This window comes from Dyadobacter sp. CECT 9275 (genome assembly GCF_907164905.1).
Lineage (GTDB): Bacteria > Bacteroidota > Bacteroidia > Cytophagales > Spirosomataceae > Dyadobacter > Dyadobacter helix.
On sequence record NZ_CAJRAF010000002.1, the window covers coordinates 843,514 to 861,203 of the forward strand.

10 protein-coding genes are annotated in these 17,690 nt (G+C 47.1%); 7 read left to right on the plus strand and 3 right to left on the minus strand.

Features of this window, described 5'->3' with window-relative positions; genetic code table 11:
- The first annotated feature begins 35 nt into the window (after window positions 1-35).
- Window positions 36-959, plus strand: a complete 924-nt coding sequence (locus KOE27_RS11630; RefSeq protein ID WP_215239051.1) for a sugar phosphate isomerase/epimerase family protein — start codon at window positions 36-38, stop codon at window positions 957-959.
- 62 nt (window positions 960-1,021) lie between these two features.
- Here KOE27_RS11630 and KOE27_RS11635 read toward each other — a convergent pair whose 3' ends face one another.
- Window positions 1,022-1,912, minus strand: coding sequence for an AraC family transcriptional regulator (locus KOE27_RS11635; RefSeq protein ID WP_215239052.1), 891 nt, complete (start codon window positions 1,910-1,912; stop codon window positions 1,022-1,024).
- 300 nt (window positions 1,913-2,212) lie between these two features.
- Between KOE27_RS11635 and KOE27_RS11640 the strand changes: the two genes are divergently transcribed.
- From KOE27_RS11640 to KOE27_RS11660, 5 genes are all read left to right on the plus strand, one after another.
- The gene (locus KOE27_RS11640; RefSeq protein WP_215239053.1) at window positions 2,213-3,061 is read left to right on the plus strand and encodes a phytanoyl-CoA dioxygenase family protein; all 849 of its coding nucleotides are present in this window, start codon (window positions 2,213-2,215) and stop codon (window positions 3,059-3,061) included.
- Window positions 3,062-3,225: 164 nt separating this feature from the next.
- Entirely contained in the window at window positions 3,226-5,517 is a 2,292-nt protein-coding gene (locus tag KOE27_RS11645; RefSeq protein WP_215239054.1) for an alpha-galactosidase, read from the plus strand.
- A gap of 151 nt (window positions 5,518-5,668) precedes the next feature.
- A complete protein-coding gene (locus KOE27_RS11650) occupies window positions 5,669-7,039 on the plus strand; it encodes a M14 family metallopeptidase (protein WP_215239055.1) in 1,371 nt (456 codons plus the stop codon).
- A 223-nt stretch (window positions 7,040-7,262) separates the two neighbouring features.
- Window positions 7,263-10,496, plus strand: coding sequence for a SusC/RagA family TonB-linked outer membrane protein (locus KOE27_RS11655; RefSeq protein ID WP_215239056.1), 3,234 nt, complete (start codon window positions 7,263-7,265; stop codon window positions 10,494-10,496).
- Between the two features lie 21 nt (window positions 10,497-10,517).
- Window positions 10,518-11,999: a RagB/SusD family nutrient uptake outer membrane protein gene (locus tag KOE27_RS11660; RefSeq protein WP_215239057.1), complete on the plus strand. Its 1,482-nt coding sequence runs from the start codon at window positions 10,518-10,520 to the stop codon at window positions 11,997-11,999.
- Between the two features lie 457 nt (window positions 12,000-12,456).
- Here the strand turns inward: KOE27_RS11660 and KOE27_RS11665 are convergent, their stop codons facing one another.
- Together KOE27_RS11665 and KOE27_RS11670 are read right to left on the minus strand one after the other, a co-directional pair.
- Complete coding sequence (locus KOE27_RS11665) at window positions 12,457-13,866, minus strand: glycoside hydrolase family 28 protein (protein WP_215239058.1); 1,410 nt, start codon at window positions 13,864-13,866, stop codon at window positions 12,457-12,459.
- A 2-nt stretch (window positions 13,867-13,868) separates the two neighbouring features.
- On the minus strand, window positions 13,869-15,374 hold the full coding sequence (locus tag KOE27_RS11670) for a glycoside hydrolase family 28 protein (RefSeq protein ID WP_215239059.1): 1,506 nt from the start codon (window positions 15,372-15,374) through the stop codon (window positions 13,869-13,871).
- A 366-nt stretch (window positions 15,375-15,740) separates the two neighbouring features.
- Here KOE27_RS11670 and KOE27_RS11675 point away from each other — a divergent pair, with 366 nt between their 5' ends.
- Complete coding sequence (locus KOE27_RS11675; RefSeq protein WP_215239060.1) at window positions 15,741-17,456, plus strand: hypothetical protein; 1,716 nt, start codon at window positions 15,741-15,743, stop codon at window positions 17,454-17,456.
- Window positions 17,457-17,690: the final 234 nt, after the last annotated feature.

Sequence of the window (17,690 nt, forward strand, 5' to 3'; positions counted from 1 at the left end):
TCTTTTGTCTTCTGAAAACTTTAACCAGGAGATAAATGATAAAGTATCGTCCGGGCTCGTGGTGGTACGTGCGACTCACCGCCTGCTGCCTGATGGGACTTCTTTCCGGCACAACAACCAAAACATGGTCTCAGCAGATCAAGAATGAGTTCTTTCCGCTCCATAATATCATTCGGGGCGACTCGGTGTATGATACCTATTCCAAACAAGTAGCGCTCATTAAGAATGCGGGATACGATGGTATCGAGATCAGCCAGATCGATAGCTTTGAAGGCATGAAGGCGGCTTTGGATCAACACCACTTCAAAGGTTCCTATTTTTACGTAAAACTCAATGTAGAAGATCCGTATATAGATCATCGTTTAGAAGGTTATATCCAGCGTTTAAAAGGATCGGGCACCATTATCGCCCCATTTGTGACAAGTGACTCAAAGAAATACACCGACCCGGTTGCTGCCGCTGACTCAATTGTAATAAGCAGGATTGGCCAGATCGGCCAGTGGGCGCATGAAGCCGGTTTGCAGGTAGCTATTTACCCTCATTACAGGTTTTATGTCCAGCATATCAAACATTCCCTGGATTTGGTACGCAAAATAAACCAGAATAACGTAGGGACCAGTTTTAATTTATGCCACTGGCTTGCCACTACCCCGGCAGGTGAAAGGAAATCACTCAGAGCGGACCTTAAAACCATTGCCCCATACCTGAAGCTGGTAACCCTGTGTGGGGCTAATGATGTTATCTCCGCTAAGCGGAACGTATGGGATGACTACATTCTGCCCCTGGGAACCGGTGACTTTGATACCTACGGCTTGCTTAGCTACATCATCCAGGAACTGCACTATAAAGGACCGGTTGGCGCACAATGTTATAACATCAAAGGCCCCAAACCTGAGCTGGTCCGGACCACCATGCAGGCTTGGCTGGACTATAAGGACCGTTTAAAATCAGAAAAATAATGCTACCATCCCGGGACGTAGCCACCGGAAAACTTACGTGAGGATATTATACGATGAAACAATCATAGCGTTTCGCGGCTCCTTCTGTAGGTAATCGGCGAAACGCCCATCTGATGTTTGAATAATCTGGAAAAATAAAACGGATCGTCGATTCCGATTTGGGAAGCTACCTCATTGATACGCAGATCGCTGAAATGAAGTAACTGGCATGCTTTCTGTATCCGAAGGTAGTTAAAATAAGCTATAGGTGTGTAACCAGTGTCTTCTTTGAACTTCCTGGAGAAAAAGGAAACGGAAAGATTCACTGATCCCGCAATATTTTCGAGCGTAACTGTTTCCGACAAATGTTGCTGCATGTAGACAATGGCCTTGTCGGCGGTATTCATTTTTTGGGTGTTGTTGCTCTGCTGTCCAAAATGTTCCGGATTTATAAAGGTAGACAGGTAATACGACAAGGTCAGGTTCGCAAAGGTGAGGTTGCTCGTGCTGTATCCCTTACGCAACGTCATGACCATCTGTTTGAACAGCTCGGTACGTTCTTCCGAAAATCCGGCATAGATGGCCTCATACCGCTCCCACGAATCACGCATAATTGCCTTCCCGATTTCCATACAAAGGGAGCCGCCCACGTGAACCCAATAGATACTCCAGGGATTTTTGGCATCCGCACCGTAAGAATGAGGTGTATCGGCCGGGATCACAAATATTTCTCCTGCCCGGATGTTTACCTTATGATTTTCAATCTGAAGCCAGCCTTTGCCATCCGAACAATAAATAACAATCACCGAATGAATACCCCTGGGCCGCTGATAATAATGATGAAGTGCTTTTGGATAAAACCCGATGTGGGTAATATGGAGCCCCTGAATCAGCGGGAGTTTCCGGCAACTGGATAGTCCCACCTTGGGTATTTCTATAAACTGCTCTCCATCAAACCCCCTGCTTTTTCTCATGTTTGAGCTTCTGACCTGAATTTCCGTTAAAAATTTTCTGTAAAAGTAAGATAATCCATGTTTTCAATAAGATCGTATAGCTGACTTTTTGCCAGATAACCGAATTTTGTATGACAGAAATCAAGTATTCACATGATATCTTAGGCACATAAGATAAATAACCAAAGATTAATTATGAAGATAATTGAACGCTACAATTATTAAAAAATGGATTAAATTACTTAAACCCTATGGGTGCTATACAATCGTAACAAAGTTTTTCAAGAGCTGAAACCAAGGGCAGACATTACCCGAAGCATCATGACAAAAACATCTATCACTACCGATCAGATTGAACAGTACAACCGGGATGGCTTCCTGGCCATCAGGGGATTTTTCAGCCCGGAAGAAGTATCCAAATTGTATCGGATAGCTGTTGAAGACAACGTGGCCAGTAAAAATGCCATCAATGTCAATGACAGTTCGGGGAAACGCAGCAGGCTGTCTCTGTGGTACAAACCTGGCGACGATGTGTATGGACTGCTTGCCAGAAGCGAAACGCTGGTTGATGCAATTGATCGGCTTATGTATAAGGATACCGGAGCAACGGACGGGCAGGATGTCTGCCATTACCACTCCAAGCTCATGCAGAAAGAACCACACGTGGGCGGTGCCTGGGAATGGCATCAGGATTACGGATACTGGTACAAAAATGAATTCCTTTTTCCCGACCAGATGATGTCCGTCATGGTGGGTATAACGGATGCAAATAAAGAAAACGGCTGCCTGCAGGTAATCCGGGGTTCGCACAGGATGGGACGCGTTGAGCACGGCTTCTCAGGCGAACAAGTGGGGGCATCCCAACGTTTCGTGGACCTTGCTTTGCAAACCATGGAGCTGGTATATGTAACACTTACGGCAGGTGATATCCTGTTTTTCCATAGCAATATCCTGCACCGTTCGGAAGCCAATTTATCAGTTAAACCACGATGGTCGCTGATATCCTGTTACAGCCGTACCTCCAACATTTCGCACAATCCATCTACCTCAACTGTTCTGGAGCCCATTGTCTCGGTTCCGGATCATGCATTGCTGGAATGGAACGCAGAAGGCTTGCCTGACAACGGGGCCGATTTCCTGAGCAAGGAGGCGGACGTATCCCTGAAATAGAAAACGCACGGATCAATGAGAATCGCAGTAAACCACAGATCGTTTCGGTCTTTTAGTAAATTTGGAAATGCCGTGGCTGCATGGAAAGCTTGATAGTAGTGAATCTGCACATCCCGTGTGTGCTCCATTTTTAAAAAAATATGATGTACAGGTTAACAGATAAAATGATAGGTTCATTCGCTTTATTATTGCTTGCGGGCATATTACAGGTATATGGCCAGAATCAGAATTTGCATAACATAAGCATAGAAAAAAATGTAATTACGATCCAATCCGGGAGCTTGCAAAGGGTGATCAGGATAAGTAAGTCTGACATCATGACCGAAAGTATCAAAGTCAACAACAAGCCGATCACTTCAGTAGGTTCAGTAGAACTGGCCCTGTCTTTTCATCAGGCCACACCCAACCAGGCTCCGGAAGGTATCACCGACACGGCACGGTATGAGATCAGCCAGGAAGCCAGGAAAGCCAATGCAACCGATGTACTCAAAATATTGAAAGGGGGAGAGGAAGTGAAGCAAAATGTCAGCTGGGCGAAAATATGTGATCTGAAATCCGCCGACTGGAGCAAAGTTTTCAGCCATGTAAGTTCTACCGTGAGCGAACCGGCCAAAGGTACCAAGCGGCTCAATATCCGCGTCAGGTCTGTTGAAAACAACCCACTGAACAATGTGTCTGTCAATTTGTTTTATGAAGTATATCAGGGACACCCGGCCATTCGTAAGTGGGTTGAGATCAATAACAACAGCGGACAGTGGCTTAAGATAGACGGCCTAACGCTGGACGGCGCAGTGCTGTCAGAAGCGTTCGCCCATCTCACTAAACTAACTCCTTCCGAAAGAGGAGCTACTTCCAGTATCATCAGCTTTGGCAATTCAGACCACTCGGCAGGTGTTATTGTGGGCAGTGAAGTACCCTCTGCACTGCGCCTTATCGGCGACAAGGGGGCGACAGGTTATGCCAGCGAACATTTTGAATGGGTGATTGGCCCCGCAGAAAAATTCACCTCCGAACCTGTATTCATATATGCCTATGACCAGGAAAACGTGAAAACCATATCAGCCGTATCCACCGCTTTAGACCGCACCGTTGAGCGTTCTTTTAAACAGTATCTGTACGAGGTGATCGGTCTCAAAAGAACCAATATGGCAGCATTTGTTCCTCAATGGTGCAGCTGGTCTAATTTTTCATCCTATATCACGCATGAAAACATAACCGAGATGGCGGATATTGCCGCAAAGGCGGGTTTCAGAAGCCTTTTACTGGATGCCGGATGGGCTATCAGTGACAAACCGGGCGCCTGGGCTACCTCAAGCACCGTTCCTGATCCCAAAAAATTTCCTGATTTCACAAAAACATCGTCCCACATAACCGGCAAAGGATTACAGCTGGGCCTGTGGGTATCCTGCTACCGGAATCCTGCCATGGCCGCCGATTTCAAAAATGTTGAAAATGCTTTCAGTATCCCCCTCATCAAAAGAGAAGGTGGACTGGCCATGAGCTTTGCAAGTGCTTGGAGGCATTATTATGCCAATGACATCGCCTACCTGCGCGACCGCTACGGGGCCACCTATTTCAAACAGGACCTGACCAACATCAAATTTGGTGACATTGCGAAAGGTCACGAAAGCCGTACACAAAAGGAATCACTTTTACGCGGTCTGAGAGCTTTGCTGGCAACCATGGACGAGATCAACGCTTCTTCGCCCGACATTGTAATGGAAATTACGCACGAAATCTACTGGGGTACTCCAGGGGTGCCCTGCGACCTGGCTGCACTGAAGCATGTGTATGCATACCATATTCCGCCCAATGATTATTCAGGAGCCGGAAAAACATCGCAGCGTTACAGTTCCTCCTGGAGCTACAAACCTGACAGCCTCAGAGCCAAGCTCATATCCGGATGTTTTAATGCACGAAAACAGTTATATGCACACAGAGGACTTCCGTTGCATTCCATCGAATATTATGCAGCTGCAACTGTTAATCACAAGGGAAGCCTCACTACTGAAGTCCAGCAGAGGCAGATATGCAGCTGGCTGATGGGCTCTCCTTCGGTTTTTGCTGGAGACCTGGCTTCGCTTTCGGATGAAAATATCCGCACCTACAAAGATGGCTTCAGTTTGTTAGAAGGGCTGGACAAGAAATATGCCATTTATGAAAATTTCCAATTCAGCGGGGTACCCGCTCCTACTGATACAGACTGGCACTGGTGGGGTAAGCTCAACGACCAGGGATATGGCGCGGTCGTCGTATTACGCGGTGACAGCGGCTCCCCGACACGGAAAATTAACATTCCATGGGTACAAACGGATACCCGTTACAATATCAGCCTTGGTTTCAGCAAAAAATCACTTGGTGCCTTTTCGGGACGTGACCTCCGAAAAGGTGTGCTGGAAATCGAACTCGGCACATTCGGCCAGGAAATCATTGTTATTGAACCAGTTAACAAATAAAAAGCGGTTAATTCCTGTTGATATTAAAAAACGATCTAACTCATTCTTTCAAATAACGGTTACGTACCCGTTTTTAAGAATCGAGTTAAGAGCTCAGAGGGACAAAATTGCATATTGATCATCTAAATTCCATTTTTCATTCATAGCGGTTATGACAAAATCACAAAAACAATTAGTTAACCGACGCGGATTTATGGGGCTGGCCGGTTTGTCGGTTTCTTCCATGGCGCTTCCGTCCATACTCAAAGAGAATATTACCCTTAAGCAAGCCCCCTCTGGCAAGGATACTACCGACAACTACCGGACTTTGAGGGAAGGTAATGTTTTTTTCGACGGTAATAAAGTGGTTGTCACGGCCTACAAATCCATGCGCTTTTTCAAAAAAGAGTTTAGCCATCATTTTGCCAAAATGCGCATTTATCGAATGGAATGCCCCGATTTTAAATACGGGACTGACTATGGCGAGTACTTCCCTGCACAAGATTATAAAAAGGCCGATCTCATTTTCCACGGCAAAATGGAGCCATTGCTTGACTGCAAATTTCATTTCGAGGATACCACCGCAAAGATAGGATCCACTTACAGCTACTGGATCGGTACTGACGAAGGAGAACCGGAAGGCCCTTTGGCCGTGAAGGTAAGAGATCCGGAGGTATGGTATAAATACGAACAGGTTCAGGAGAAGGTAGCGCTTCTTCAAAAAAAATACCCCGCGATGGTTAATGCCAGCCAGATCGGGCTGACCACCTACAAAAGGCCGCTAATGGGACTGAAAGTGGGCCATGGCAAAAAATGTATTGCGGTGGTGGGTGCGGTGCACGCCGGTGAAGCGGGCCCGGAAATCATCCTGTACATGCTCGAAAAGCTGCTGGAAAACCATCAGGACCTGCTGAAAAAAGTATCCATCGTTGCCATTCCCTCAGCAAACCCCGACATGCGTGACCGGCTGGTGCGCGGTAACCCCTGGTACCTCCGCCGAAACCCCAACCTGGTGGATATTAACCGAAACTTCCCCGCAAACTGGGACACCGTTGAAACCACCTATGGTTATTCAACCGATGATCCGCAGGGCAATACCTACCGCGGCCTGTTTTCCAACAGTGAAAACGAAACCATGGCTATCAGCAGTTTTATGAAAAAGCATAAACCAAAACTGCTGCTTTCCTATCACTGCCTGGCGAGCATTGCCGGAGAAACCCTGGCCGCTTCAAAAGACGCCCTTCAGAACCAGGCTTTTGTTGACAGAAGTGATAATTATGCCAGAATGTTTTGGGAAGCCCAGGATTACAGGGATCCAAAACAGGAGAAAGTCATTTACATGTGCACGGCGGGAAGTATCCCCACCTGGGGTTATAAAGAACTGGACATGCCCGCTTATGATGTTGAAGCGCCATTTGATGCGGCCGATCTTGCCAAATGCAAACTGGACCAGACCGACAGGGAACTCCTTAGAAAATATCAGGAAAAACATTTAAAAGGAATGATTGCCCTATTAAAAGGGGTGAACGCCGAAAAAAAATAGATCCGCCCGGGACCAGGCCGGGAATCAAAAGTTCCCTTCCGTAACGCAACAACAGCTTTGACTCTTCCTTGGGTACCAGTTCAATAAATTGGTACCAGGGGAGAATTATGTAAAAATTCGTATAGACAAGCCATCCGTTGTCACCGACAATTACCCCGGAAGTTCCTTGTACCCAATAACTCACTTTTCATATTAATCCATTCAACTCCAAAACAGTTAAACTATGCCCAACCTTCTATTTTTCTCCTCGAGTGGGATACGGAAGCTCTTTTTGCTTCCCATTCTCTGTCTGCTTGCCGGGCCCCTACTGGCCCAGGATTTAACCATCAATGGAAAGGTTTTTGATTCGGTTGAAAACCAGCCTTTGCCAGGTGTTACCATTCAGATCAAAAACACGGCAAAGGGAACCGTTACCGACGCCAGCGGCGCCTTTTCCGTGGCCGTTGCCAAAGGACAGGTTCTGGTATTTTCATACATCGGTTACGAAGCATTGTCATTTACGGTGGATAACAATACGGCTCCCGAAATCAGGCTCAATCCACAAAGTAATAACCTGAACGAAGTGGCGGTGGTAGGGTACGGTACGCAGAAAAAGGTATCCCTCACCGGTGCAGTATCCTCGATCAACGCAACCAATCTAAAAAATCAGGTTACGAAAAACGTGATGGATGCCATAGCCGGACAGATCGCCGGTGTACAGGTAACTTCTGCAACAGGAATTCCGGGAGCCCCTCCGGTCATCCGGATCAGAGGTACGGGGTCTATCAGTGCCGGAAACGAGCCCCTTTATGTTGTTGACGGCTTACCCTTTCAGTCGGGCAGCGACCTGAATACCATCAATCCAAACGATATCGAAACAATGGACGTTCTTAAGGATGCCTCTGCACAAGCCATTTACGGGTCGCGCGGGTCCAATGGTGTGGTACTCATCACAACGAAAAAAGGGAAAGTCGGCCAGGCCAGAATCGATTTTAACTATTACACAGGATTTCAGAATGTTCCCAAACTCATTGACGTCCTGGACCGCGACGGCGAAATCAAATATTGGAAAGAAACCAGTGCAGCCATCTGGGCGGCGTCCGGCGGTGACCCCAACGTACCCAACGGTTCCAGGGTGACATCAGCGGGTTCCAAAGCTTTTGTAAATTATCTTGAGGCTTATGATGATCCCTCAAGCCTTCCCAATACCAACTGGCAGAAAGAGGTATTCCGGACCGCCCCTACCTCCAACTACCAGCTGTCCGTACGGGGAGGATCCGAAAAAATAAGATACTTCCTTTCAGGAAATTACTTTTCCGGAGATGGCGTTGTGAAGGCTACAGACTGGAAAAGGTATACCGCCCGCTTAAATGTAGATGCTTCCCCAACCAGTTTTTTCCGCGTGGGAATGAGCCTTTCCCCTTCGTATACGAAAGAAAACCGCCGCTGGACCGACGGTTCGGTATCCAGCCCCGACAATGACGTATCTGTGGTGATGACCACCATGGTGCTGCCTTCCAGTATTGCACCAAAAACAGCAGATGGCCTGTATGACGGAACCGGAGGAAGGCTGAATATTCCCTATACCACGGTGGGATGGGCAGCAGCCAATAACCCCTTGCAGCCACTGGAAGACCCCAACTATAAATTTGTAGTAGAGAAATCAAGAATAACCGGCATCACTTATGCAGAACTGGAACCGGTAAAAGGCCTTGTGCTGAGGACCGACTTCGGTCTGGACAGGGTTGACGGGATCACCAATAAGTACCGTCCGTCCACGGTTTCCAGCTACACCAATCAGGTTCGGGTGAGATATCAGCCTCTGGCGTCTCCGATCACCATTTTTTCTTCACAGGAAAACCTTGCGGATATAACCCTGTCATGGAACAATACGCTGACCTGGCAAAAAACCTTTTCAAATGTGCATGACATCAATTTCATGGCCGGTTATACCTATCAAAAAGGAATTTACGAAAACTCAAACCTGCTGGGTGCCGCGGGATCATACCAGAACGATGCCGTTAAGTATGTATCTGGTGCGGCAACCATCAACGGATCTGCCAGCAAGTCGCAGTGGACGCTGTTGAGTTATCTAAGCCGCCTTAATTACGCATATAAAGAGAAATACCTGTTGTCTGCGAGTGTCAGACGGGATGGATCAAGCCGGTTTGGGAGGAACAACAAGTTTGCCCTCTTCCCGGCAGCGTCTATCGGATGGCGGATTTCCGAAGAGGCGTTTCTTAAAAATGTAAGCTTCCTGCAGGAGTTAAAACTTCGTGTAGGTTACGGTAAAACTGGGAACTTCAATATCGGGAATTACACCTCCATACCACAGTTAGGTACCGACAATTACAATTTCGGGAGTGCACTTGCCGTAGGGTACGCCCCTATTAGCCTTTCAAATGATGAATTGAGCTGGGAAACCAACAAAACCATTGATGCCGGTATGGACATCGGTTTATTCCGAAACAGGTTGAACATCAACTTTGACTTTTACCGCAGGGTGACGGACAACCTGCTGTATAACCTGCCGATTCCGTCCATTTCCGGATTTACCACGGCCATTTCCAACATCGGAAAAGTTGAAAACAAAGGATTTGAAATTTCCCTGAACTCGGTCAATATCAAATCAAACGGATTCACCTGGACCAGTAACCTGAATTTTTCAAGAAACCGGAATACCGCCTTGAGCCTTGGAAAGAATAATCTACCCATTACGTCCTTTTCGCTGGGCAATTACTCCATGCAACGCATTGAAGTGGGCAAACCCCTATCCTATTTTTACGGATATAAGCTGGGAGGAATTTTCAGAGATCAGGCAGATGTAGACGCTCATCCAGAAATGCGGCTCAAAAATGCTTCCGGACAGTTGATCGGGGCACCCGGCGACAGTAAAATCGTTGATCTTAACGGCGACGGAGTCATCACACCCGATGACCGTACCGAAATCGGAAACCCCAGTCCGGATTTCACTTACGGCATCAGCAACCATCTCAGCTATAAAGCTTTTGATCTGGACGTGCAGCTGCAGGGCGTTCAGGGGAATGACGTGTTGTTCTTCAATGCCCTGTACATTGGCTCTAATACCCTTGTATGGAATCAGCTGACCGAAAGTGTAGAGAACCGCTGGAAATCGCCCTCCGAACCCGGCAACGGAATTTACGCACGTGCCGAAGGTCCTACTGCCGCTTTGGGGAATGCAGAAACCCGTGCCGACAGGTTCACGAAGGATGCTTCCTACCTTCGCATCAGAAACGTAACCCTGGGCTACAATGTGCCTTCTTCTTTGTTGAAACGTGTGCATCTCAATTCCCTGCGTATCTATTCCAGCGTTCAGAACCTGCATACATTTACCAAATACATGGGCTACAACCCCGATGTAAGTGTAAACGGAGAAAGTGTTACGCTCCCCGGCATTGATTTTGGCGGTTATCCGCTTGCCCGCACCTTCACATTTGGCGTCAATATTGGACTATAACAACCGGCAACAAAAAATATTATGAAAAGATACAGTTATCACCTGCTCCTTCTTTTATGCCTTGCGAGCTGTAAGGAAGCCGTCCTGGACCTGGTACCGATCAGTACCCCTACCACGGAAACATTTTATAAAACCAGCAATGATATGCTTAATGCGCTCAATGCGGTTTACGGTTCACTCAGAAGTAACGCCGCCGGGCTAACCGAATTTTTCTACGGAGATATGACCACGGATGATGCCCAGGCCGTTCCGGGTTACCCCGCTCATGCCGATTTTGATAATTTTATGATCAATCCTGCTTCCACAGCGCCCGTTAGTGACCGCTGGAACGACGCTTACAAAGGAATCAGCAGGGCTAACATTATCCTGGAAAGAATTGAAACCGTTCCGATGGACGCTACACTGAAAAACCGCGTCATAGGCGAAACCAAATTTCTGAGGGCCTATTTCTATTTTAACTTGGTGAAGGTATACGGAGATGTACCCCTCATCCTGAAAGAACTCACCAAACCTGAAGAAGCCTACAGCTATGGACGGGAAGCAGCACAAACAGTTTATGCTCAGATAGAAAAGGACCTGACCGAGGCCATTGGCGTATTGCCCGTTAGCTACACTGGTACCGACGTTGGCAGAGTAACCAGCGGAGCGGCAAAGGGTATGCTGGCCAGGGCAATGATCTATCAGCAAAAATTCAAAGAAGCAACGCCACTGCTGGCAGACATTATTACCAAACAAAGTCCCGCTCAGTATCAGCTCCTCAGTAACTATGCCAGTGTTTTCCAGTACAATAACGGTAACAATAAGGAAATCCTTTTCGCCATTCAGTATACACCAAACTCGCAGGCAATCGGGCAGGGAAATACGCTCACGTCTACGTTCGGGCCCATTGCCGGAGCCACCGTACCGCTGTTTGGTTCCAATGCCAACCAGCCAACCATGGACCTTTACAATGCCTTCGCCCCGGGAGATTCACGACGCGACGCTTCTATTGCTTTTGCCGTACTGCAGGGACCGATGTCGTACGTAAACAAATTCATCAACAGGAGTATTCAGCTGCGGGCGGAAGATGGCACCGACTACCCCATTCTGAGATATTCGGACATCCTGCTGATGTATGCCGAATGCCTCAATGAAGAAGGTAATACCGCACTTGCCATTCCCTACGTAAACCAGGTGAGGGAGCGGGCATTTGGAAATAATACCATGAACCTGCAGTTCACCAACCCTGCCGTAACAGCCACCTATGTGGCCGATAAGGCTGCTTTAAGGGACCGTATCATCCAGGAGCGTCGCCTTGAGTTTTGTTTTGAAGGACTTCGTTTCTTTGATCTGGCCCGTACCAATACGTTGGTCCCAACCTTAAATAGTTACTTTACCAACAATAACGTGAAGTTCAACGGGAAGATCATTCAGATCGGGGCTAACAACAAGCTCTTCCCTGTACCCCAGGCTCAGATCGACGTAAATCCCACCGTTCTGAAACAAAATCCGGGATACAACTAAGATCACCCTTTAAGAATTTGATTGTTCTAGATAGTGCAGTATTCAAACGGCTTCGGGCTTCCGGAGTCGTTTTTTTGCGGTCGTATGACTAAAAAAGAAAAATACCTGGGCCGTCATTCCCAAAGCGGTTCTCTATTTTTCAGCGAACTGATTATCATGCATTTGTATGGAATTTTCTGAAGTATCAGAAAAAAACCAAAGCGAACAAAAAGTCACCGACAGTTAATCTTTTGGCAGTTCCTAAGGATTCATGTGCTTGTGTATGCTAGTCACATTGCAATTTTTACAGTACTATTAATGCTCAGTTTGTTCTAATAGGTTACATCTGAGCGTTGATGTAGAATAGTTAAAACAAAGCCCTGATTTTCGGGGCCGTTGTTTTTTATGTCAGCGATAACCATCCTGGCAATAGGCAATGGCCGTGAAGCCGGATCCTCTCCAAACAAACTCAACGTACTTAGCCGATCCTTACGTTTCTGCAGCCTGGCTTAACAGAAAGCAGCGGAGTGGGTTTAAGCCCGCTGCCTTCTAATCCGGAGCACCTGACATTGTGCACATCATCAAATACAAATGCCGGACGACCATCGTCCTGGGTAATTGTAACCGAAATGTTTTTCAGCTGAATATCCTTTGCATGGCGGATATAAAATCCATACGCCGGTAACGTTCCGAACATTCTGTTTTCGGGATACTTTTTCCCATTCTCAGGTATTTCGCGGAGAATATCTTCGCTTTGGGCAACCGGAAAACCGCCATTTACTGTAATTTTGACATCTTCAATGATTACATTTTCGATCAGATAACCCGGTAGTCCGCAGATGGACGAAGTATGAGGCAGGTAATCATGATGCTGCCGTTCGGGTTCATTAAATTTCTGGGCTTTGTTTACCGTGGCTGTGATGTTGGAAATGTGTATGTTTCGAATCATACCCGTCTGGGTTTCTGCTTCACCGTGAGGTCCACGGTTACGTTCGCCAAGCCGGATGTTAATGGGAGTGCCCACGCCGTTCATTACCATATTCCTGACCACGATATCCTCCATCACACCACCGTCAACGATCTGCAGGGCGATCCCGGATATAACCGTCTGCCACACCTCATTGTTCTCGATCAGTACCTGCCTGAACCCGCCAACCGATCCTGTACCCATTTTAAAAGCATTACACAGTGACCTTACCCTGTTTTTACGTGCAATTACCCGCCTGCATCCCCGTAAGGAGGCACTTTTAAGACAAATCCCGTCATCGTCAGTATTGATATCACAATTTTCAACCAGAACATCCTCACAATCAATTATATCAATACCATCCGCGTTATAAAAATAGTTTTCATTTATCTTTACGCCGTCTATCCACACATGTTCGCATTGCTGGAATATGGCTGTCCACATCAACGACTGCCTGAATGTGATGTCCTTAATAGTCACTTCCGAACAGAGATCGAGCGTGAACAGCGGGGGCCTGTTGTCGTTATTACCTGTATCACGGAATTCTCCGGTGCTATTGACCTGCGCATTGCCATTGATCATCCCCTTCCCGGATATCATGATGTTCTTCTGTCCGTCCGCATGCACCAGGGTTTGCATGGAATAATCCTTTTTAAACGGACTGCCCAATATAACGCCTCCTTCTTCCAGATAAAGATGCACGTTACTCTTAAGATATAATGTCCCTGTCAGAAAATCACCTTTGGGTACCACCAGCTTGCCGCCACCTTTGCGGGAACAGGTATCTATGGCCTTCTGAAGAACCGAAGTATTCAGGAATTTACCGTCTCCAACAGCGCCGAACTGGAGTATGTTCAGGGTAGTATCTTCCGTAGAGGACGGAGCGGTAGGGTAACGGGAAAAGAAATCAGTATTGATCATTTTTATAGTTGGTTCAGCAGGATACCAGTACAATTTTGTTTTAGGGAAAATACGGGAGAGTGCATGCTGTTAGTAGCACTGATGCCATTGAAATCAGAGTCATGCACATCGTCCAGGATAAACGCGGGGCGCCCGTCTGCCTGCTGCTGGGTTATTTTAATATTGTTCATGCGTATGTTTTTGGCATGTCTGAGGTAAAATGCGTAAGAAGGAAGGGCCCCATACATCCGGTTTTCAGGGTACTGGTTACCTGCCTCAGGTATTTCACGGAGGGCGTCTTCGGCAGAAGCCACAGGATATCCACCCTGAATCGTAATGTCTATATTTTCAAGGGTGACGTCTTCTATAAGGCTTCCCGGTACGCCACTAATAGATGAGGTATGCACGATATAATTGTGCCGTTTGCGTTCTTCCTCATGGTACTTCTCGGCCTTGTTCACGGTAGCCTTGATATCGCTGATATGGATGTTACGCATGATGCCCGGCAATACCGACAAAGCCCCCCGGACCAGCCGGTTGCGGTTACCAAGCCGCATATGAACAGGTGTAGCTACGCCGTTCATCGTGAGCCTGCGAACTTTGATGTTTTCCATCACACCACCATCCACAATCTGAAGCGCCAGACCGGAAATACCCGTTTGCCAGATTTCATTGTCCTCGATCACAATATTCCGGAAACCTCCGGAAGAATCCGTTCCCATTTTTATTCCGTTGCAGAGCGTACGCACTTTGTTGTTACGGATGGTACCCCGATTACATCCCGCATGCGTATAACCCTTCAGGCAAATCCCGTCGTCGTTGCTGTTGATATCGCAGTTCTCCACCACGAAATCCTCGCAATCTACGATATCCACCCCATCGGCATTGTGGAAGTAATTCTCGGTAACTTTGATGTGGTCCACATGCACATGCCTGCACCGCGTATAAGCCTGCGTCCACCATACCGAACGACAGAAGGTAACATCTTTAATGAGGATGTTTTCGCATTCGTCAAACCAGATAAAGGAAGGGTTTTCGGAATTTTGCTCTTTAAATTCTCCGCTACCGTCCAGGAGCGCATTTCCGTCGAATACGCCTTTGCCGGTCACGCTGATATCCTGCTCTCCTTGTGCGTAAACCATACTCCGGTTAAGATATTTCTGATAACGGGCCGGGGTACGTACCACACGTTTGGGAAAATCCTTAAAGTAGGTTGAAGCCAGCAAAACGGCCCCCTCCTCAAGGTGCAAATGTACTTTGCTTTTGAGCACCACGGAGCCTGTAAGAAAAGTGCCGGAAGGAATAATCACCTGGCCTCCGCCCTGTTTGAAACAGGTATCTATTGTTTTCTGTATGGCAGGAGTATTCAGCTTTTTCCCGTCACCTACAGCCCCGAAATCCAGGATACTGTATTTTTTTTGCTCCACAAACGAATCCGCATGTGCCGATGTACCGGTTACCCCGGCAAGCAAAGCACCGGCGCCGGTCAGCCCGATTTTTACAAATTCTCTTCTTTCAATGTTTTTCATTGGGAATGGTCAACAAATGCAAAGCGCTGGGTTTGGTATTTTTCTACTACATAATACGCTTATTTTAGGCACATAGGCCTATTCCCCTTGCCTAAATATCGCTGTATCAGTACTTTCAAAAATTTCAGATGGTATCCTTCCAAACAGATCGTAATTCCTCAGATATCTTTACAAAGAAACAATTGAAAGGGTACTCACCCACCGCATCGGCACCGCTGATAGTAGGAAAAAAGCTATTCTTAACTACACGAGCAGAAGATTGTTAGCTGGGAAAATCTGTTTTTGATCAGGCTAACGCTCTGCAGCCGACACACAATTTTAATGGCCGGAAGTGGTAATTTTTGTAACCTCATGTCTTATTAGGGCATGAATTCCCGTGCGCTGTATTTTTCATTCTTGCTGACGTTTTTCTCTGCTGTGCATACCTTTGGCCAGTACGAAAAAATATTGAACAAAACCTATCCCCAGCGGTACACCGAGGTTGGCAAGATATATGTAAGAGCCATTTCCAATCCCGATTCCGCAAGCGCATTCCGCGAAGCAAACACCTTAAAGGCGCTGGCAATACAATCCGGTGACAAAGATCTGGAGCTGGAGACCGATCTTTTGAAGGCTTATTACATGACGGCATGGCACAAGCTGGAAAGGGATACCATAGAAAGCAAAATCCAGACATTAATCAGTCGGGCAGCCAGGGAGCACAATCTTCAGATCAACGCAAGGGCGTTAAAGGTACTGGGTGATTACTACTGGTTCGAACTTAAAAATTACGAACTGGGTTTCCAAACCTATATCCTGCTTGAGCAATTACTGCAGAGAGTCAGTATCAAAGAGCTTCCCGACAAGGTCTACCATTTGCAGAACATGGCACAGGCCTATCACAATTTCTCGGACTATCGGAAAGCGCTGCATCTTTTTATCCAGATTGTTAACCTGGATCCGGATAACGACCCAAGGGGCAGCCAGAACTCCGCATTGTACGCGATCGGCAAAATTCACCGGCAATTAGGTAACCTTGACTCGTCGGACCATTATTACCGCAAGATCCTGAACAATACCAAAAGTATCAATTACGCTACCTGGAAGGGAATTGCCAATGGCGGACTTGGTCAGAATTATTTTTTCAGGGGAGAATATGATAAGGCAATTCCCTTCCTCCGTTACGATGCCGACCTGGCCCTGGAACAAAAAGATTATGGCTTAGCTTCCGGTTCTCTGATCACACTGGCCGATATTTTCCTGAAACGTAATGATCTTCCCAAAGCGGAACATTACGCATTGCTTGCCCGCAAATGCCTGTCTATGGCGGAGCCCGATCGGTATAAATATTTCCAGGAGCTATATCCGGTACTTGGCAAACTGTATGCCGCCAAAGGAGTAACCCGGCTCGTGGGGCCCTATCTCGACTCTGCCATGTTTGCCAAAGACAGCATTACCCGCCAGTTCAATGCCATGCAGATGATGCGTGCCCGACAAAAGATCGAATTACAGGCACATAGGGCAGAAATCGAAAAAGTAGATGCTGATAACCGGCTTAAGATCCTAGAACGGAACATGCTTATAGCGGTTGTTATTCTGGTTGCGATCACTTCGTCTTACTTTTTTTATAATCTGCACAGGCGTCACAGGCAGCAGCAGCTACTGCAGGCCCGGGAAATCCGTATGAAAGAAGAAGAACTTGCCAGCGCAACCCACCAACTTAAAGAATTTGCTAAAAACATTTCCGAAAAAAGCAGGCTGATCGAGCAGCTTGAATTCCAACAGGGACTGGGAGCGGATGCCGAGATTCTCAGCCAGCTCAGAGAAAACACAATCCTGACGCAGGACGAATGGGAATACTTTAAAAAGTTATTCGAGAAGGTGCATTCGGGTTACCTCTACCGTCTCAGGGAAAAATTTCCCGATCTCACCCAGGCTGAGATCCGTTTCATTGCCTTGTTGAAACTGGGCCTTGACTACAAGGAAATGTCTTCCACTTTGGGCGTCAGCAGCCAGGCTGTCCGGACCACCAAATACCGTCTTCTCAAAAAAATAGACCTTCCAGATGACAGAAGCCTGGAAGAATTGATGAAACATATCTAAACTTCCCCTATACCACCGACGTCATCTGTAGCTGCCAGAGCCTGCTTCTTCCCGGCCCGTATGTCCCAGCCTGCACTCCGGTTTGCATCCCTGCTCCGTATGATACCAAGGTATTATCCACCTGAGCAACTGAAATCCCTCGACCTTAGAAGCAGATATACAAGTAACTGACAGACAACACATTAAAAAAATGTGATGTTTTTGTGACGGCCCCCTACCCGCTTTCGGCTCTAT